Origin of the sequence: Janthinobacterium sp. MP5059B (assembly GCF_001758645.1) — a bacterium.
In the GTDB taxonomy this organism is placed as follows: domain Bacteria; phylum Pseudomonadota; class Gammaproteobacteria; order Burkholderiales; family Burkholderiaceae_D; genus Janthinobacterium; species Janthinobacterium lividum.
Genome location: NZ_LRHX01000005.1, coordinates 131458 through 149932, shown reverse-complemented (window position 1 = coordinate 149932; position 18475 = coordinate 131458). Strand labels below are relative to the sequence as shown.

General features: G+C 63.5%; 17 protein-coding genes. 1 reads left to right on the top strand and 16 read right to left on the bottom strand.

Annotation, left to right across the window (positions count from 1 at the left end; translation table 11 throughout):
- The 15 genes from JAB1_RS04330 to JAB1_RS04260 form a co-directional block, all read right to left on the bottom strand.
- The gene (locus JAB1_RS04330; protein ID WP_070278963.1) at positions 1-2454 is read right to left on the bottom strand and encodes a TonB-dependent receptor; all 2454 of its coding nucleotides are present in this window, start codon (positions 2452-2454) and stop codon (positions 1-3) included.
- A 104-nt stretch (positions 2455-2558) separates the two neighbouring features.
- Positions 2559-3542, bottom strand: coding sequence for a siderophore ABC transporter substrate-binding protein (locus JAB1_RS04325; RefSeq protein ID WP_070278962.1), 984 nt, complete (start codon positions 3540-3542; stop codon positions 2559-2561).
- 1 nt (position 3543) lies between these two features.
- Entirely contained in the window at positions 3544-4314 is a 771-nt protein-coding gene (locus JAB1_RS04320; RefSeq protein WP_070278961.1) for an ATP-binding cassette domain-containing protein, read from the bottom strand.
- Positions 4311-5261, bottom strand: coding sequence for an iron chelate uptake ABC transporter family permease subunit (locus JAB1_RS04315; RefSeq protein ID WP_070278960.1), 951 nt, complete (start codon positions 5259-5261; stop codon positions 4311-4313). The genes JAB1_RS04320 and JAB1_RS04315 overlap by 4 nt, the downstream gene beginning before the upstream one ends.
- Positions 5258-6214 (bottom strand): iron chelate uptake ABC transporter family permease subunit, encoded by a 957-nt coding sequence (locus JAB1_RS04310; protein WP_070278959.1) that lies wholly within the window; start codon positions 6212-6214, stop codon positions 5258-5260. Before JAB1_RS04310 ends, JAB1_RS04315 begins: the two co-directional genes overlap by 4 nt.
- Positions 6215-6227: 13 nt before the next feature.
- Positions 6228-8003, bottom strand: a complete 1776-nt coding sequence (locus JAB1_RS04305) for an ABC transporter ATP-binding protein (RefSeq protein WP_070278958.1) — start codon at positions 8001-8003, stop codon at positions 6228-6230.
- Positions 7997-9763, bottom strand: a complete 1767-nt coding sequence (locus JAB1_RS04300) for an ABC transporter ATP-binding protein (RefSeq protein ID WP_070278956.1) — start codon at positions 9761-9763, stop codon at positions 7997-7999. The genes JAB1_RS04305 and JAB1_RS04300 overlap by 7 nt, the downstream gene beginning before the upstream one ends.
- Before the next feature lie 115 nt (positions 9764-9878).
- A complete protein-coding gene (locus tag JAB1_RS04295) occupies positions 9879-10847 on the bottom strand; it encodes a FecR domain-containing protein (protein ID WP_070278953.1) in 969 nt (322 codons plus the stop codon).
- A gap of 3 nt (positions 10848-10850) precedes the next feature.
- Complete coding sequence (locus JAB1_RS04290; protein WP_070279014.1) at positions 10851-11369, bottom strand: sigma-70 family RNA polymerase sigma factor; 519 nt, start codon at positions 11367-11369, stop codon at positions 10851-10853.
- Positions 11370-11490: 121 nt separating this feature from the next.
- A complete protein-coding gene (locus JAB1_RS04285) occupies positions 11491-12906 on the bottom strand; it encodes an oligosaccharide flippase family protein (protein ID WP_070278952.1) in 1416 nt (471 codons plus the stop codon).
- An 18-nt stretch (positions 12907-12924) separates the two neighbouring features.
- A complete protein-coding gene (locus JAB1_RS04280) occupies positions 12925-13473 on the bottom strand; it encodes a dTDP-4-dehydrorhamnose 3,5-epimerase family protein (protein WP_083299562.1) in 549 nt (182 codons plus the stop codon).
- Between the two features lie 55 nt (positions 13474-13528).
- Positions 13529-14452: a glycosyltransferase family 2 protein gene (locus JAB1_RS04275; protein ID WP_070278950.1), complete on the bottom strand. Its 924-nt coding sequence runs from the start codon at positions 14450-14452 to the stop codon at positions 13529-13531.
- Positions 14453-14561: 109 nt separating this feature from the next.
- Entirely contained in the window at positions 14562-15653 is a 1092-nt protein-coding gene (gene ychF / locus JAB1_RS04270; RefSeq protein ID WP_034778348.1) for a redox-regulated ATPase YchF, read from the bottom strand.
- A 153-nt stretch (positions 15654-15806) separates the two neighbouring features.
- On the bottom strand, positions 15807-16040 hold the full coding sequence (locus JAB1_RS04265) for a helix-turn-helix transcriptional regulator (RefSeq protein WP_034778346.1): 234 nt from the start codon (positions 16038-16040) through the stop codon (positions 15807-15809).
- Complete coding sequence (locus tag JAB1_RS04260; RefSeq protein ID WP_070278949.1) at positions 16040-16615, bottom strand: DUF2975 domain-containing protein; 576 nt, start codon at positions 16613-16615, stop codon at positions 16040-16042. The genes JAB1_RS04265 and JAB1_RS04260 overlap by 1 nt, the downstream gene beginning before the upstream one ends.
- Positions 16616-16733: 118 nt before the next feature.
- On the opposite strand from JAB1_RS04260, the gene JAB1_RS04255 reads away from it, so the two are divergent.
- A complete protein-coding gene (locus JAB1_RS04255) occupies positions 16734-17831 on the top strand; it encodes a serine hydrolase domain-containing protein (RefSeq protein ID WP_070278947.1) in 1098 nt (365 codons plus the stop codon).
- Here JAB1_RS04255 and pth read toward each other — a convergent pair whose 3' ends face one another.
- Entirely contained in the window at positions 17832-18416 is a 585-nt protein-coding gene (gene pth / locus JAB1_RS04250) for an aminoacyl-tRNA hydrolase (RefSeq protein ID WP_070278946.1), read from the bottom strand.
- Positions 18417-18475 lie beyond the last annotated feature (59 nt).

Genomic DNA, 18475 nt, shown 5'->3' with positions numbered 1-18475 from the left:
TTAAAACTCCGTCGTGGCCGACAGCATGACGGTGCGCGGCGCGCCCAGGCCCAGGCTGGTCCATTGCGGCAGCGCCCAGTACGCCCTGTTGCCGACGTTCGTCACGCTGGCGCGCACGGTCAGGGGCCGGCCAGCCGCCTGCGTCGCATAGCGGGCGCCCACATCAAACACGGTACGGCCCGGCACGGACATCGAATTGTCGGCATTGATGTACTGCTTCGATGCCGCCGTCGCATTTGCCGTCAGGGTCACGCCGGGAATGGCGGGCGTATCCCATTCGACACCGAGCTTGGCTTGCAGCTTGGGCACGCCCGTGGCCTGCTTGCCCTGGTTGGCGCCGCCCACCGTCTTGCTCAAGACGGGATCGACATACGCCACGCCGCCCATCAGGCGCACGTCGCGCAAGGGCGAACCGAAGAAGCCCCAGTCGATGCCGCGGTTGCGCTGTTCGCCGCCAAAGGAAAAGATATTGCTGACCGGGTCGACATAGCTACTGGGCCGCTTGATTTCATACACGCTGACCGTATGCGCGAACTCGCCCAGGTCGACCTTGAAGCCCAGTTCCGCCTGCTTCGACTTGTACGGCGCAAAGACCTCGCCCGAATTGGCCGCCGTCAACGGCGCCGTGGCGCCCTGGCTCAAGCCTTCGATGTAGTTGCCGTACAGGGAAATCGTCTTGCTGGCCTTGACCAGCACGGCGACGGCCGGCGTGGTGGCGCTTTCGTCATAGCGCGAGGTGCGCGCGCCCGTCTTGATGTTGAAGTTATCGCTGAGCACTTCCTGGCGGCGCAAGCCCACCGTCAGCTGCACGGTGTCTTGCGCAAAAGAAAGCGTATCGACCAGGCCGACACTGGCCAGGCGCAGTTCTGCCTTGGAAATTTGCGGCGCCTCGAAGCGCGTCGCCGGACCCCAGACGGGGTTGTAGATATTCGTGATCCAGTCTTTCGCCAGGGTATTCCTGCGCCCATACTGCTTGTCCGTATGGTGATAATAAGTGGCGTTAACGGCCCATTGATGGCCGATATCGCCCGTGCGCAGCTTGCCCCGCAAGCCTGCTTCCGCCGATTGCTTTTCCACGTCGAAGCCCAGGTCGGCAAGATTGGTACGGTAGTCGCCAGCCGTGTTGAACACCTGGATCAGGTACGCGCCCGTCGACTGGTAGTCGGCCCGGCTGGCGCCCACGGCCGCATACGCCATCACTTGCGCGTTCAAGTCCAGCTCGCCGCGCAGCATGGCGCCCTTGTCCCTGGTATCGTAGAACGCCCAGCTGGGATTTAATAAGGTTTGCGCTTTCGGCGGACGCGGCACGGGCAAGCCGGCGGCCAGATTGACGCCCCGGTTCAAGCCATCGGCGCGGTCCTCGCTGTGATACAGGTCGGCGGACAGGCGCGCACCGTTGCCACGCCAGTCCAGGCCCACGGAGACGAGCTCGGTCTTCTTTTTCTGATGGTCGATGGCGCCGTCGCCATCGCGGTAGACGCCGTTGACGCGGATGCCGAACTGTTGATGCTCGCCGAACCGCTGGCCCAGGTCCACATGGCCGCCCCATTGCGCGTCCGACATATACGACGCCGTCACCCGCGCCAGCGGCGCATCGCCCGCGCGCTTGGGCACGAGGTTGATGCTGCCGCCCACCGAGCCGCCCGGCGGCATGCCATTGAGCAAGGCCGACGGTCCCTTCAGCACCTCGATGCGCTCGAACATTTCAGGCGAGGTGCGGTAGTAGGGCGAGATGCCGTACAGGCCGCCAAACGCGACGTCGCCGATATTCGAGCTGAAGCCCCGTATCGAATAATTCTCGCCGATGATGCCCGTCATGCCGCTGCTGAAGACGGTGGGGTCGGTGGCGGAAATCACATCGGTGATGTCGCGCGCCTGCCGGTCTTCGATGAATTTATCCGTATAGCTGATGGTGTTGAACGGGGTTTCCATGAAGTCCTTGTCTCCCAGGAATCCCACGCGGCCGCCGGATGCCACTTGGCCGCCTGCGTAGGCATCCGTCACCGCATTGCCCTTGCCCCATACCGTCACGGCCGGCATGGTGGCCGCAGCCTCGGCGGCGGCGCTATGCGCCGCTTCGCGGCGCACCGTGTAGCTGCCATTGCCCTCGCGCACGGCTTGCAAGCCGTGGCCGCGCAGCAATTCGTAAAAGCCTTCAGGCACGCTGTAGCTGCCGGACAGGCCGGTGCTGCTCTTGCCTTGCAGCAGGCTAGCCTCGACCGTCAATTCAACGCCCGCCTCGGCGGCAAAGGTATTAAGCGCCAGGCCCAGTGTACCGGCCGGCACGCTGAACGCTTGCCGGGCCTGGCCCGCCCCCGCTTGCGCGTAGGCTGGCGGGGTCGCCACACCCAACACCCCTACGGTCAAGCCCGTGATAAGCGCCAGTTGCACGGCGGTGGCGATGCGGCTCAGGTTCAAGGCGGGAAGGTGGCGCGTTGCCATGCGTTGGGTCATACAGTAAATCCTTTCAGATGGGATGATTGCTTGCTCTCACCCTATCTCCCGAACGAAAAGGTAAAACCCTCAATGCAAATACGAATCATTACTAAAACTATTGATTACTGATAGCCCTTCAGCACATCGTCGATCACCCGCTTCAGCGACGTCACGCTGGCCGCCGTGATGTACCAGGCGTCGGCATCAACAAAAACCACGCGGCCATTCTTCCAGGCATTGGTCTGGCGCAGCAGTGGATTGGCCATCTGCTCGGCCGTCATGACGGGACGGTGTTCCATCACGGCCGTGCGGTCCACCACATAGATGATGTCGGGATTGGCTTGCTGGATGAATTCGCTGGAAATGGGCTGGCCATGCAAGCCCGCCTCGACGGCTGTGCTGGCAGGCTTCACGCCCAGTACATCAAAGACAAAACCGTAGCGCGACTGCACGCCGAACGCGCTGAAGGCGCCATTGTTGTGCAGCACGATGAGCGCCTTCTCGGGACGCTCCTGTGTCACCTTGCGCGCGTCCGCCACCTTGGCGTCCAGCTCCTGCGCTTTCCGGCTGGCGATGTCTTCCTTGCCGAAGATGCGCCCCAGGGTCAGCAAGTGTTGCTTGACCACGTCGATGTGCTTGCTCTCGCTGTTCTGGTAATCCACGTCGAAATGCAAGGTGGGCGCGATCTGGCTCAGTTCCTTGTAGTGGTTGGCCTGGATCGACGTCATCAGCACCAGGTCGGGCTGGAGCGCGTGGATGTGCTCGAGATTGGGCTGCACGATGGCGCCCAGGTCGCGGATGGCCTGGTCTTCCTTGTAGCGAGAAAGAAAGTGCGGCACGTAATCCTTCACCATGCCGGCCACGGGCACGCCCAGCTGGTCGAGAAAATCAACTTCGTTCATGTCGAGCACGGCCACCCTCTGCGGACGATGTGTGACCACCGTCGTGCCCAGCTTGTGCACGATGGTGATGGGCGCAAACGCCTGCGGTGGCGCGGAGGCGGCAGGCGCTGGCGGCGCCGTGGCCGCCTTGTCGCGGCAGCCTTGCAGGGCGGCCATGGCGGCGAGCAGCACGGCCAGCGCGCAGCGGGATTTGTTCCAGATCATCTCAAGCTCCTGTGGGGGTAAAGTAATTGCAGACACAGCCGCGCTCGTTGCGCACGATGTGAAAATCGATGTCGTACAGCGCCCGCAAGCGCTGTTCCGTCACGACCTCGTGGGCGGGGCCGGAAAAGCGCACGGCGCCGCCCTGCATGGCGACGATGTGGTCGGAATAATTGGCGGCGAAATTGATGTCGTGGATCACCAGAATCACGGTGCGGCCCTGCTCGTCGCACAGGCGCCGCAGCGCGCGCATGATCTGCACGGCGTGCTTCATGTCGAGGTTATTGAGCGGCTCGTCGAGCAGCAAAATGTCCGTCTGCTGGGCGATCGTCATGGCCAGGAAGGCCATCTGCCGCTGGCCGCCGCTCAGCTCATCGACATACGCCAGGCGCAGATGCTCCAGCGAAAGGAAGGCGATGGCGTCATCGATGGCTTGCCGGTCTTGCGGCGTCAAGCTACCTCGGCTGTAAGGAAAGCGCCCGAAGGCGACCAGCTCTTCCACCGTCAGGCGCAGATGAAAATCAGGCGACTGGCGCAGGGTGGCCACCAGTCGCGCATAGTCCTGGATCTTGATGTGCGCGATGCTGCGCCCGTCTATCGTAATCTCGCCGCCATGCGCTTCCTGCAGGCGCGCGATGAGCATCAGCAAGGTCGTCTTGCCAGCGCCATTCGGGCCGATCAAGGACGTCACTTTACACTTGGGAAACTGCGCGCTGACGTTGTCCAGCACGCGCCTGGCGCCGTAGCTTTTTTCGATATGGTTGACGTGGATCATGCGGTGCCCCGGGTTCGGACCATGAGCGCGAGGAAATAAGCGCCACACACCAGGTTGACGAGGATGCCAACGGTGGTCCGGTAATTGAAAACGTGTTCGACCAGCAACTGGGCGGCCAGGAAGATGGCGATGGCGATGGCGCACCCCAAGGGCAAGGTGACCCTGTGGCGTGCCGTGCGGGCCAGGGCATAAGTCGTGTTCGCTACAAAGATGCCCATAAAGGCCGTGGGCCCCAGCAAGCTCGTCGACACGGCCACCAGCACGGCGATCAGCGCCAGCTGCAGCCGCACCATGCGCCGGTAATCGATACCGAGCGAGATGGCCTGTTCGCGCCCCAGCGCCAGCACGTCGAGCGCCGGCAGGGCTTTCACCACGGCCACGCAGGCAGCGCCCGCCAGCACGGCCGAGTACAGCAACTGCACTGGCTGCGCCTTGTTGAACGAGGCCTGGCTGAATCCTTGCAAAATGGCAAATTCACCGGGACTGATGCGCAGCTGGATGAACTGGGTAAATGTGCCGATCACCATCGTCAGCACGAATCCCAGCAGCAACAGGAAATACACGTTGTTCTTGCCATCACGAAACAACCAATAGTGGATGACCCAGGAATACGCCAGCATCAGCGCGATGGACAGCACGAAGTTGCCGTTCTGCCCCAGCAGCACCACGCTGTGCATGCCCATCGCGAGGATCAGCAGCGATTGCAACATCAGGTACACGGCTTCATAGCCCATGACGGCCGGCGTCAGGATGCGGTTGCCGGCGATGGTCTGGAACACGATCGACGACACGGCCACGCAAACGCCGCCGATGAGGATGGCGGCCAGGCGCGATAATCGCTTCGGGATGATGTAATCGAAGTCCAGATTTGCGCCGATGAAGAGAAAAGCCAGCCCCAATCCAAACACGGCCAGCCACAGCATCCGTTGCGTCAATACGTCCCTCATCGCCGCCCCCGGATGATCAGGACAAGGAACAGCACCCCACCCACGCCGCCCGCCGTCAGGCCGATCGGCACCTCAAATGGATAGATCAGCAGGCGCCCGGCGATGTCGCAAGCCAGCAGCAGCGACGCGCCGCCCAGCGCCACGATGGGCAGGGTGCGGTCCAGCTTGTCGCCGTAGCGCAAGGCCACCAGGTTGGGAATGGCCAGCCCGACAAACGGGATCGCTCCCACCGTGATCACCGTGGCCGCCACCGTGACGGCCACCAGCATCAAACCCAGCGCCACCGTGCCCGCATAGTTCAAGCCCAGGCTGGTGGCCATGCCCTCGCCCATGCCCAGCACGGTAAAACGCTGCGCGTACACATACGTGAGGGCAACGATGGGCAGGATCAGATAAATGATTTCATAGTTGCCCTGCACGATGCGCGAAAAATCGCCAAGCAGCCAGCCCTGCATGCTTTGCAGGATGTTGTTGCGGTAGGCATAGAATTCGGCCAAGGCGCTGAGCACGCCGCCATACACGAGGCCGATGACGGGCACGAGGATCGTGTTCTTGAAGCGGATGCGGCGGATCAGCGCCACATAAATCAGGCTGGCGGCAAAACAGAAGGCCAGCGCGAACGCCATCTTGCCGGCCGTGCCCGCCGCGGGCGCCACGGTCAGCGCCACGAGGATGCCCAGCTTGGCCGCGTCGAGGCCGCCCGAGGTGGCCGGTTCAACAAACTTGTTGCGCACGATGTGCTGCAGGATGACGCCGCAGACAGACAGGCCCACACCCGTCAGCACCAGCGCAGCCAGGCGTGGCAGGCGGCTGGCCGTCAGGGTCAGCCAAGCATCGGCGGACAGCGCGTCGGACGAGGACAACAGCTGTGCCCACTCCATCTGCCTTGCACCGACCAGCAAGGACGCGCAGCACAGCAGAAAGAACAGGCACAGCAGACTCGCGCGTGTCAAATCGTCATCCCGTTCATTGCTGCGGCGCGGCGGAGGCGATGCGCCAGCCCTTGGCCGCCTGGCGCTGCGCCAGGAAATGCGCGTACAGACCGTGCTGCGCGCGCAAGGCGCTTGGCGTGCCCTGCTCGCAAATCGTGCCACCGTCCAGCACGACGATCTGGTCGGCCATGGCCACCGTCGACAGCTGGTGCGCGATGACGATCACCGTGCGCCTGCCGCGCAGCCGCGCCAGCGCTTCGGCGATGGCGGCCTGGTTTTCCGCGTCGAGCGCGGCCGTCGCCTCGTCGACCAGCAGAATCGGCGCATCCTTGACCAGCGCGCGCGCAATCGCGATACGCTGGCGTTCGCCGCCGGACAGGCGCGCGCCGCCCTCGCCCACCAGGGTATCGAGTCCCTGCGGCAAGCGGGCGATGATTTCGCCCACTCCCGCCTGCCGCGCCGCTTCCAGCACCTCGGCATCGGTGGCATCCGGCTTGCCGATGCGGATGTTGTCGCCGATGCTGCCCTGGAACAGATAACTGTCCTGGAATATCTGGCTGATCTGGCCGGCCAGTTGCTCGCTGGACATGTCGCGCACATCGACACCGCCCACCAGCACCGTGCCTGCACTGGCGTCAAAGAAGCGCGCGATCAGGCGCACCAGGGTCGTCTTGCCAGAGCCGGAGGCGCCGATCAGCGCCGTCATGCTGCCCGGCGCGATGTGCAGGTTGATGTCCGTCAATACATCTGGCTGGTCCTGTGCATAGCGGAAAGCCACGCCGCGCAGCTCAACGGAACCATCGCGCGGTGCTTGCGGCTTGTCTGCTTCCGGCAGAGGCTGCACGGCGAAAATATCGCGCGCCGCGTCGAGCGGGCCGCGCGCGCCGCGCAGCACTTCGCCATAGCTGGCCACTTCCTGCAGCGGGTCAACAAAGCGCACCACCAGCAGCAAGGCCACGATGACGGCGATGGTGTCGCCCGCGCCGGCAGCACCGCCCGCCAGGCTGTCAAGCCACAGCGCGGCGGCGGCCAGCAAGGCGGCGAAGATGGCTTGCACGGTCCAGGCGTTAAGCACGGACGACAGCGCCGACAGGTAAATGAGCCGCGTGCCCGCGTGGCGCTGCGCATCGATCGCTTGCTGCAGGAAACGCGTGCCGCCGTCAGCCGCACCACCGCCGTTACCATTGAATGCGCGCAAGACGGATTGCGCTTGCGCAAACTCCACCAGGCGCTGGCTGGTCTGGGCAAAATGATGGTGGTAGGCATCGTCGGCGCGCTGGCCCAGGTGCGCCGTGAGCCGCAAGGCGCCCGCCAGCAAGGGCAGCGCCAGCAACGCGATGACACCCAGTTGCCAGTGCAGCGCAAACAGCGCGGCAAGCATCACCACGGGCGTGACGGCGCCGCAGATGACAGGCGTGAGCACGTGGGCGGGCAGCTGTGCCACATTCATCATGCCTTGCGTGATGACGTGGCCCAGCTTCGCTGTATGCTCCGGCGTAAACCAGCCGACGGGCAGGCGCGCCACGTGGTCGCCCAGGCGCTGGCGCGCCCCTTGCAAGACCGTCACGCCCACGCGCACGCCCGCTTTTTCCACCTGGCGCCGCCAGGCCCAGCAAGCGACCAGCCCGGCCAGCAGCACGATTAGCCACAGGGCCGCGCCGCCCGCGTCGCCCGCCAGCAGCCGGCCCAGGGCCAGCACCAGCGCCGTGATCGTCAGCCCGCTGAGCACGCCGTACGCAAGCGCCATGGCACAGTAGCGGCGAAACACGGACGCATCGTCGCCCAGCAGTTGAATGAATGTTTTCAGCATGGGAGCAGCGTTTCTTTCGAGGTGTCTTGATAGCCGCCCAGCGCCCACAGTTGCGCATAGCGGCCCTGGTGGGCAAGCAAGCGGGCATGGCTACCCTGCTCGACGATGACACCGTTCTCGACAACGACGATATTGTCGGCATGCATGACCGTGTCGAGCCGGTGCGCGATCACCAGCAAGGTGCGGCCTTGGGCAAAGCGCGACAGCGCGTCCTGGATCGCCACTTCGTTTTCCGCATCGGCCGCGGCCGTCGCCTCATCGAGCACCAGCACGGGCGGGTCGAGCAGCACGGCGCGCGCGATGCTCACGCGTTGCAACTCGCCGCCGGACAGTTGCGCATCCTCGCCGATGACGGAATCGTAGCCGCGTGGCAAGGCCAGGAGGCGCTCGTGGATGTTCGCCAGGCGCGCCGCCTCTTCAATTTCCTGCAAGCTGGCCGACGGCCGGCCCAGCCCGATGTTCTCGCGCACGCTGGCGTGGATCAGCCGCACTTCCTGCAGCACGAAACCGATGCGCCGGTACAGCTCTGGCGTGGCGATGTGCCGCAGGTCGACGCCACCGAGGGTGATGCGTCCTTCGGTCGGGTCGAAAAAGCGCAGCAGCAACCGTGCCAGGGTCGACTTGCCGGAACCGGAGGCGCCGACGATAGCCGTCACCGTGCCAGGACGCAAAGTGAGCGTGATGTCCGACAGCACTTTGTTGTGTCCATCGTAGGCATAAGCGACGCCTTCCAGGCGAATCTCCGTGCCGTCAGGCAATTGCTGCTCATCCGGTGCCGGCTGCGCCAGTACGGGCGTGTCGAGCAAGGCTTGCACGCGCTGGGCGGCACCCGTGGCATTGTTGAGGTCATGCGTCAGGTAATGCAGCAATAGCATGGGCGCGGAAATGCCGGGCGCCACCAGGGCGAACGGCAGGATATCCACGGGCGCCATCGCCTCCAAGGCCACGAAGGCCGTGCCGGCAATCACCACCACGCCCAGCACGGCGACGGGTGCGATCAGCGCATTGGCATTCGCCATCGAGCCGACCAGCGGACGCGTAAACGCGGCGAACGCCGCGGCAAACGCATCGACGGCGCCACGGTAGCTGCCATGCGCGCGTCCCGTGGCGCCAAAGGCCTTGACCACGGGAATGCCGTTGACGAACTCCACCACGGCATTGTTGATGCGTCCCATACCGGCGACGAATTGTTCCATGTTGCCGCCGCTGGCTTTCATGGCACGGCCAAAGAACAGGAAGAAGCCGGGAAATGGCAGGATGGCAATGAGGGCCAGGCGCCAGTCCATGGCGAACAGGTAGATAATGGAGATGGCGATGGCGCCCACGGCGCGCCCCGTCGTCGTGTAGAAGTGCGCCGTGAGGCTGTGCAGGGTATTGATATCGTCCTGCATCGCCTGCTTGACCTCGCCCGAAGCGCGGCTGGTGAACCAGCCCAGCGGTACTTGCCCCAGGCGCTGCATGGCTTGCAGGCGCAGTTGATGGGTGAGGCGGTTGTCGGCCAGGTGCGCGGCCAGCTCGCCCAGCGAGATCAGGGCCATGCCGGCAAACAGGCAAGCGACGCTGGCGATGATGATCTGCCATACATCGCCTCGCGCCAGCGCGGGGTTCAGGGCGATGTGCGCGATCTGCGCGATGCCTGCCAGCGGTACCAGGGTAAGCATGGAACCAGCGCCGGCCAGCACGGCGGCGACGATCAGGCGTCCGCGGATGGGTTGGAGTATCCGGCTGATCGGGCCGGCCTGGCGGCTTGGGCTACTCATGGGAAAGGCGGGGAAAAACGTGCATAAGGTCAATGATTAAGGGTGGCTCTCACCCTATATCCCGAACGAGAATGCGAAACCCTCAATCGGGCCCGCGAAATTGTCAGGCAGAGGCTTAGGGTATGGCTTGCACCGTCACCCAGTAGCGCGTGCGCGCAACGATTTGCACGGGCAAGGCCAGCGCCAGGTTGTGCAGCGCGCGGTCCGTGTCGCGCAGGGAAAACACGCCGTTGACGCTCAAGCTGGCCACGGCGGGGTCGCAGCGCAGCAGGCCGGGGCGATAGCGGGCCAGTTCCGCAAGCAGCTCGTCCAGGCGCATGTTGTCGGCCACCAGCACGCCCTTGCTCCAGGCCATGGCGCTGGCGGACGCGGGTGCGCCAGACTGCACGATATCGGCCGAGAAGATGGCACTGTAGCCCGCGTCGATGCGCACGGCCTGGCCAGGCGCATGCGCGAGGCGCACTTCGATGGCGCCCTCGAAGACGGCCACGCGCGACGTATGTTCGTCTTGCCGCAAAGTAAAACGCGTGCCCAGCGCCCGCACTGTGCCGTGCCGTCCCTGCACGCGGAAAGGCCGCTGCGCCGGATCGGGATCGTGCGCCGTCGTGACGAGGATTTCGCCGCTGCGCAGGATCAGCAAGCGCTCGCTGGCGTCGAAGCGCACGTCGACGGCGGAAGCGGAAGCGAGCATCACGCGCGTGCCGTCAGGCAAGGTAATCTCGCGGATCTCGCCTGTGCCGGTGCTGTGGCCGGCCGTGGCCACTTGCCAGGCATCCGTGCCGCGCAGCAGATACGCCATGCCGCCCACGGGCAGCAGCACGGCCAGCAGTTTCAGGGCACGGCGGCGGTTCAGGTAGGCGGCCGGCGCCGGTTCGCGCAGCGCATGCCGGGCCGCATCGCGCGGCACGCTGTGCAGCTTGCCTTCGAACGCTTGCAAACGCTGCCAGGCGAGGTCGTGGTGGGGATGGGCGGCGCGCCAGCGGGCACAGGCAGCCCGGTCTTCCTCGCTGGCGTCATCGGACCACAGGCGCGCCATCCACTGGGCCGCCTGCTGCACGATGGCCGGTGCAATCACCACCTCCATGGCTCAGGCGTCCGGCGCATGCATGGCCTCGTAGCAGGCCAGCAAGCCGGCGGCGATGTATTTTTCGACGGAGGACACCGAGACGCCCAGTTCGGCGGCGATCTCGCGGTAGCTCAGGCCATCGAGTTTGCACAGCAGCAATGCCTTGCGCGCCTTGGCGGGCAGCCGGTGCAGCACGGCATCGATTTCCGTCAGTGCCTCGATCACCAGGGCGCGCTCTTCCTCGGACGGCGCCAGCGCTTCGGGCACCAGGGCCAGCACTTCCAGGTAGGCCGTTTCGATCTGGCGGCGGCGGTACAGGTCGATGACCATGCCGTTGGCGATCTGCGTCAGGTGACGGCGCGACTCCCCGGCCGGCGGCACCCTGCCCGTCTTCATCAGGTGCAGGTACACATCGTGCGCCAGGTCGGCCGCATCGAAGGCATTGCCGAGTTTACGGCGCAGCAAGCCACGCAGCCAGTGGTGGTGGTCGGTGTAAAGACTGCTGACTTGCTGCTGAAGCGCTAACTCGGCGGTGCTCACGATACCCTTCCTGTCGCCAACGGCCGGCAAGAACAGGCGCATCGGATTATAAATGAGAATTATTCTCATTGTACGCGGAGTAACAAGGAAAGCGCAACACGGCGGCGGGCAGCAAACGCTGTCAGCCCTGCTGCCTGGCCGGCTTGAGCAGCCTGAAGGCGGCCCATAGCGAAGGCCGGTAGACATGCAGTGCGGCCGCCAGCAGCACGCCCCACGCCAGCGGAGCAAGCAGCCCCAGGCGCTGGGCAAAAAGGGCATGCCCCATCGCCAGCAGCGACAGCACGATGGCGTTCAGGTACAGCGCACGGCGCGGCAGCGGACGCCAGACGCGCATGCCCAGTTCCGTCTTGACGACAAAATACACGAGGAAACCCAGCAGCTGCGCCACGGCGGCGCCCGTGGCGCCACAGCGCGGCACCAGCACGGCGCCCGCCAGCAAGGTGCCCAGCAAGCCTGCCGCGAAAGCGGCGATGGATAAGGAAGGACGGCGGGCCAGGCTGATGCCGACACCGCTCACTTCCGCCAGGGCGTACAGTAGCGGCTGGCCCACGGTGGCCACTGCCAGGTAGGCGACGCCATGATAATTGGGAGGCAATATCCATCCGATCAGCCAGGCCAGGGCGCCCGCCAGGCAAAAGCCCACGACCACGATGGCCTGCGCATGGCGGCAAATGGCGGCAATATTCGACAGGTCGCCACCGGCGGCGGCCCATTTGTGCACTTGCGGCACCCAGACAATCGTGAAAATCGACTGCACCAGCCAGGCGCCGGCGGCCACGCGCATGGCCAGCGCATAAATACCGAGTTCCTCAAAGCCGGCAAAGAAACGCAGCAAGCCCATGCCGGCCGACAGCATGGCCAGGTAGAAAATGCCGCTCACCAGCAGGGGCCCCGCCTCGGAAAGCAAACGCCGCAGCAGCACGCGGTCCATGGCGGCAGCCCAGGCTTGCGCCAGCGATGCGCGCGCATGCCACAGCAGCCATAGCGTGACCAGCCAGGTGGCGGCCACGACCAGGGTTGCCAGGTGCACGAAATTGCGCTGCGGATCCCACCACAGGACAGGCAGCAGCAACAGCAGCGTCATTTTTGGCAGCACCTGCGCCAGGCTGAATATCCAGGCGCGCTCCTGCATGCGAAAGAGTTGCGCGATCAGGCGATTGGCCAGGGCGCTCAGCATGCCTGCAGCGAACAAGACGGCCAGTGCGGGTTGCGCAACGTCAAATAACAGTTGTGATACCGGCGCGGCAAACAGCAGTATCACGGCCAGCGCCACGGGAGCCAGCAGCACGGCCGGCAACAGGCACGCCTTCAGCAAGCCGCTACGCACGGTGCTGTAATGGTATTCATGCAGAAAGGCCTTATCCAGCCCCAGCGACAGCAGCAAACCGGCCACCGTGCACGCGGTCATGAAGAAATCCAGCTTGCCGATGTCGGCAGGCGGAAACAGCCAGGCCACGGCAGGCACGGTGGCAAGGCTGCACAGCAGCGACAAGATGGGGCCGGCTGAAAAACCCACGAGACGGGTCAGGCGCATCATTCAGCCAGGCAGGGCATTTCAGCCATGCCTGTCGTTGGAGAAACGATACGGCACCGTGTCCGAATCGGCCGGCACGCGCCAGTGGTCCGGCGCATCATAGCGATACGCATGGTCCACCGCATTGACGAGGATGGCTGGCGTGCTGCAGTAATTCTGCACGCCATGCCAGACGCGCGGCGGCACGACGAGCAGGCCGGGACGCTTGGTGCCCAGCTTGAATTCGTTGAGCATGCCAAAGGTGGGCGAATCTACGCGCGCGTCGTACAGCACCACGCGCATCTGGCCCGCCGCCACGAACAGGCGGTCCGTCGTGATGGCATGCGCATGCCAGGCGCTCAGCCCGCCCGGCTCCAGGGTCGAGGCGAATATCTGGCCTATCTGCGCCGCATCGGGCACCCATTCAGTACGGAAAATTTCAGTCAGGCTACCGTACGCCGTCAAGACAGGCTTGATTTCCTGAAAAATCACCCCATCGATCAAGGAAGGCGTCGTCGGCTTCCATTCCTTGGTGATGCTTTCGCCATCCTGCTTCGCGCCAGCCAACAACCAGTTATCTTTCTCAGCCACCAGAATACCCCCAGAAATTTTATAAAAATGCTCTTATGTATTGCAACCGTATTATCTATCGCCGCGGCAGGTCCTTCAATCCCCGGCGGCGGCGCAATTCGCGTAGAAACGATCCCTTGCGCCAATGCTTGAACCAATAACTCGGTTGTGGCGGCCATAATCCCAGCCTTAAAAAGATACGTCGTGCCAGCGCCTTCAAGGTGTCCACGGCACAATGGGAGGGCGAGATGTGCCTTTCATGGATACGCGCGCCATAAAGTGCTGCAACCACGTGCAGAATGTTCGCCTGGTTCTGCATTTGCTTCCACCAATAATCATGCTCGCTGTGCTGGCGGTCCAGATAAGAATTGCTGCGCCCGCCAGACTGGATCAGGATGGCGCCCAAGCGCGGATTCGCAATCAGTTGCCGCCCAGCGCGATAGGCGCGATGCAGCCAGGCTTGCGATGGCCAGCAGCGTAATTCCCATGATGGCTGCCATGGCCCTGTCTGCAGGGCCAGCTCACGCCGCATGACCCACAGGCTGGCTGGGACATCCATCCATGGCCGATATGGTTGCAACTCGCCAGCCAGGGCACCCACGATATGATTCCAGGTTGACTGGATCACCAGCCCTTGATCAAAGACCAGGTCAGCGCCGGCGCGCTCGAGGACATCGATACTGCTTTGCAAATGATCGGGCAACCACAGGTCATCGTGGTTCAGGAATGCCAGATAGGTGCCGCGCGCCAGGCTGACGCCGAGATTGTTGGGTCCCGTCTGCTCGCCGTAATTGGTGTCCAGGTTCACAAAGCGGATGCGCGCGTCGCCGAACGCGGCGATCACCTCGGCAGTGTCGTCGGTGCAGCAATCGCCGACGATAATCAGTTCCCAATCCTGCACGGTGCTGGCGAGTGCCGATTGAATCGCATACCCGAGGATATTGCTCCGGTTATACGTGGCCATGACAATGGAAACGAGCGGGTGTTTCTCTGACTGCATGACAAGCCTTTCACATCACAGACAAAAAAATGCCGCCCAAATACATTGAGCGGCATTTCGCAATGGACGAATGCAGTATGTTGCTGGCGCTCGCCAGCAAGCATCTGTCCTAGACGTTGAACAGGAAGTTCAGCACGTCGCCATCCTTGACGACGTATTCCTTGCCTTCGGCGCGCATCTTGCCCGCTTCCTTGGCGCCCGCTTCGCCCTTGTAGGCGATGAAGTCGTCATAGGCGATGGTTTGCGCGCGGATGAAGCCGCGTTCGAAGTCGGTGTGGATCACGCCGGCCGCTTGCGGTGCCGTGTCGCCCACATGGATGGTCCAGGCGCGCACTTCCTTCACGCCAGCCGTGAAGTAGGTTTGCAGGCCCAGCAGCTTGTACGCGCCGCGGATCAGACGGTCCAGGCCTGGCTCTTCCATGCCCATGTCGGCCAGGAAAGCGCCCTTGTCGGCATCGTCCAAGTCGGCGATTTCCGCTTCCAGCGCGGCGCAGATGGCGACGATAGGCGCGTTTTGCGATTGCGCGTAGGCCGTCAACTGGTCCAGCAACGGGTTATTCGTGAAGCCCGTGTCGGACACGTTGGCCACGAACATGGCCGGCTTGGCCGTGATCAGGCACAGCGGCTTGATCAGTTCCATTTCGTCGGCGTCCAGGCCCATGGCGCGCACGGGCTTGGCATCGTTCAGGTAAGGCATCATGCGTTCCATGATGGCCAGCAGCTTGGCCGCGTCCTTGTCGCCCGAACGGGCTTTCTTGTTTTCGCGGTGGATAGCTTTTTCCACGGTGCCCATGTCGGCCAGCGCCAGTTCAGTCTGGATGACTTCGATATCGTCGAGCGGGTTGATCTTGCCGGCCACGTGGATGACGTTGTCATCTTCGAAGCAGCGCACGACGTTGACGATGGCGTCCGTTTCGCGGATGTGCGACAGGAACTGGTTACCCAGGCCCTCGCCCTTCGATGCACCGGCCACCAGGCCGGCGATGTCGACGAATTCCACGATGGCGTTGACCATGCGTTCCGGCTTGACGATGGCGGCCAGCGCATCCATGCGCGGATCCGGCACTTCGACGACGCCGACGTTCGGCTCGATGGTGCAGAACGGATAGTTTTCAGCCGGGATGCCGGCTTTCGTCAGTGCATTGAACAGGGTGGACTTGCCGACGTTCGGCAAGCCGACGATACCGCATTGGAGACTCATGGAAAACCTTTAAATAATCAATATTGCCGGCAAGCGGCTGGTGCAAAACGGCCGTTGCGGGCGTTTTCTGGATAATCTTGCTGTATTAATGCTTGTAAGGGTCAATTGTACCTCTATGCACCCTACTCTTCAAAAAAACCGCCCTCTGTGCCGCTAACTGTCGCCATCCCCGTCGTCCGGCTGCGACGCATCGAATTCCAGGATGTCGCCGGGCTGGCATTCGAGCATCTCGCAGATTTTCGACAGGGTATCGAAACGCACGCCGCGCACCTTGCCCGACTTTAAGAGGGACAAATTCTGTTCCGTGATGCCGATGAAGGCCGCCAGTTCCTTCGATTTCACTTTTTTCCTGGCCAGTACCAGGTCGAGGCGCACGACGATGCCCATCAGATAAACCCGCTGTTTTCATCGGCCAGGCGCTGGCCTTCATGCAGGATTTGCGCCAGCGCAAGGAAAACCGTGCACAACAGCAAGGTCCACAAGTCGCCGCCCGTGATGTCGATGACCAGGCGCAACTGGCTCGTCCCCTCGTCCAGCAAGCCAAACAGCATGCCGCGCACGGTCGGCTCCAGTAACGTCAACACCGTTCCCAGCAGCAAGCCGCCGGCAAAACGGCGAAAGCGCTGCGCCACCTGCGGCGTAAAAAACACCCCCTGCTCGAACTGGCGCAAGACCACGGCCAGCTGGCGTACGGCGTCGCCCAGCACCAGCAAGGCTGGCAAGGCCAGCGCCAGGCCCAGACCCCGCTGCCACAAGGGCATGGCCGCCAGGCGCTCGAATGGCTGGCTCTGCAATTGCAGCAACAATTCATACATGCCCGCATCGCCCAGGCTGCCGTGCGCGGCCGGCGCGGGCGCCAGCCAGCCCAGCACCGTCAGCAGCAGGTACAGCACAAAGAACGCGGAGACGCCGTAGCGCACGCGCCGGCTCAGCGCCGCCGGTCCCTCTGGATTTTTTTTCATATTTAAAAGTATACGAAAGCGTCAAGTCTCGTTAGAATAAATTATCGTAAAACAATAATTAAATCATGTTTTGCGACCATTTTAACATGTTAGCTCACCCCTATCGACTGGAGACACCATGAAAACCCTGTTTGCCTCACTCGTTTGCAGCACCGCCTTTTTGCTCAGCGGCGCCGCCCGCGCCCATGACTTGCATGCCATGCTGCAGCAGGCGCTGGCCGACAAGAGCGTGCCGGCCATGGCCATTCTCGTCATCCGCGACGGCAAGATCGAGGCGCAAACGCAAGCGGGCGTGCGGGCCAATGACGGCCAGGACGCCGTGCGCGCCGATGACGTGTGGAATATCGGCTCCAACGGCAAGGCCATGACGGTGACCCTGATCGCGCGGCTGGTGGAACGGGGCGTGCTGTCGTGGGATGCGCCGCTGTCAGCCATGCTGCCCGCGCTGGCCGGCGACATGCGCGCCGAGTACCGCGATGTCAACCTGATGGATCTGCTGTCGCACCGCGCCGGCCTGCCGCCCAATCCCGATGAGGCATGGATCAATTCCACCTATACGGACACGCGGCCATTGCCCCTGCTGCGCCTGGAATACGCGCAGCGGGCGCTGGCCGATGCGCCGGTGGCCGCGCCGCGCGGCGAATCGCACTACTCGAACAGCGGCGCCATGATCGCCGCCGCCATCGCCGAGCGGGTCACGGGAAAGACATATGAGGAACTGATGCAGGCGGAGGTGTTCGGCCCGCTGGGCATGCGGGCCGCCTTCGGCCCCACCGTGCGGGGACAAAACCTGGGCCACAAGGAAAACAAGCCGATCGCCGGCTTGATGGCCAGCAATCCGCTGATGATGGCGCCCGATGGGGAAATTCACCTGAGCATGCAAGACTGGGCCAAATTTGCGCTCGATCAACTGCACGGCGAGCAAGGCAAGGGGAAACTGCTGAAACAGGAAACGTATGTGTTGCTGCACACGGCGCAGGGCGACACAAATGCGGCATTGGGCTGGGGCGTGATGCACTTTCCGCCCCAGGCCCCGCAGCGCGTGCTCACGCACCTGGGTTCGAACGGCTACTGGCACGCGCTGATCGCGCTGGCGCCCGGCAGCGGCGACGGCTTGCTGATCGCCGCCAACGCGGGCGAAGGCAGCAGCGCCCAGGCCAGCCAGCAACAGATGGCGAAAACCATCATGGCCGGCTTCGGCAAGGTAGGGAAATAATTACGCGGTGTGCAACTTCATGGTTGCCGCCTCGAACTTGCCTTCGACGATCTGCGGCATCACCTGCAAGGATTTGTCGATCGCCTGCTCGATCAGCTCCTGGTCTTCGCGGCGCGGGCGGTGCAGCACGAAATCGGCCACCTGCTGCTGCAGGCTCAAGGTGCGCGGATGACCGATGCCCAGGCGCAAACGCCAGTAATCCTGCGTGCCCAGCGCGGCCGTGATGTCCTTCAAGCCATTGTGGCCGCCGGCCGAGCCGCCCTTCTTCAGGCGCGCGATGCCAGGCATCAGATCGAGTTCGTCGTGCACGACGAGCACTTCGTTGGCGGCAATCTTGAAGAAGCGCGCCAGCGCGCCCACGGACTGGCCCGAGCGGTTCATGAAGGTCAGCGGTTCGAGCAGCCAGACTTCATTGCCGCCGATGGAAGTCTTGGCCAGCATGGCGTTATAGCGCGAATCGCGCTGCAAGCGCGTGCCGGGCAAGCTGTTGGCAAGGTTGTCCACCAGCCAGAAGCCGGCATTGTGGCGGGTTTGTTCGTATTCGGGTCCCGGGTTGCCGAGGCCGACGATCAGGCGTATGGGCATGGCTGTGTCTGCAGTGTAAAAGAAAGCATTATCGGTGAAAACAGGCAGAAAAAAACCCG

Coding starts and splice junctions, on each gene's coding strand:
- JAB1_RS04330 (WP_070278963.1), bottom strand. CDS start 2,454: ATGACCCAACGCATGGCAACGCGCCACCTTCCCGCCTTGAACCTGAGC.
- JAB1_RS04325 (WP_070278962.1), bottom strand. CDS start 3,542: ATGATCTGGAACAAATCCCGCTGCGCGCTGGCCGTGCTGCTCGCCGCC.
- JAB1_RS04320 (WP_070278961.1), bottom strand. CDS start 4,314: ATGATCCACGTCAACCATATCGAAAAAAGCTACGGCGCCAGGCGCGTG.
- JAB1_RS04315 (WP_070278960.1), bottom strand. CDS start 5,261: ATGAGGGACGTATTGACGCAACGGATGCTGTGGCTGGCCGTGTTTGGA.
- JAB1_RS04305 (WP_070278958.1), bottom strand. CDS start 8,003: ATGCTGAAAACATTCATTCAACTGCTGGGCGACGATGCGTCCGTGTTT.
- JAB1_RS04300 (WP_070278956.1), bottom strand. CDS start 9,763: ATGAGTAGCCCAAGCCGCCAGGCCGGCCCGATCAGCCGGATACTCCAA.
- JAB1_RS04295 (WP_070278953.1), bottom strand. CDS start 10,847: ATGGAGGTGGTGATTGCACCGGCCATCGTGCAGCAGGCGGCCCAGTGG.
- JAB1_RS04285 (WP_070278952.1), bottom strand. CDS start 12,906: ATGATGCGCCTGACCCGTCTCGTGGGTTTTTCAGCCGGCCCCATCTTG.
- JAB1_RS04275 (WP_070278950.1), bottom strand. CDS start 14,452: ATGCAGTCAGAGAAACACCCGCTCGTTTCCATTGTCATGGCCACGTAT.
- ychF (WP_034778348.1), bottom strand. CDS start 15,653: ATGAGTCTCCAATGCGGTATCGTCGGCTTGCCGAACGTCGGCAAGTCC.
- JAB1_RS04265 (WP_034778346.1), bottom strand. CDS start 16,040: ATGGGCATCGTCGTGCGCCTCGACCTGGTACTGGCCAGGAAAAAAGTG.
- JAB1_RS04260 (WP_070278949.1), bottom strand. CDS start 16,615: ATGAAAAAAAATCCAGAGGGACCGGCGGCGCTGAGCCGGCGCGTGCGC.
- JAB1_RS04255 (WP_070278947.1), top strand. CDS start 16,734: ATGAAAACCCTGTTTGCCTCACTCGTTTGCAGCACCGCCTTTTTGCTC.
- pth (WP_070278946.1), bottom strand. CDS start 18,416: ATGCCCATACGCCTGATCGTCGGCCTCGGCAACCCGGGACCCGAATAC.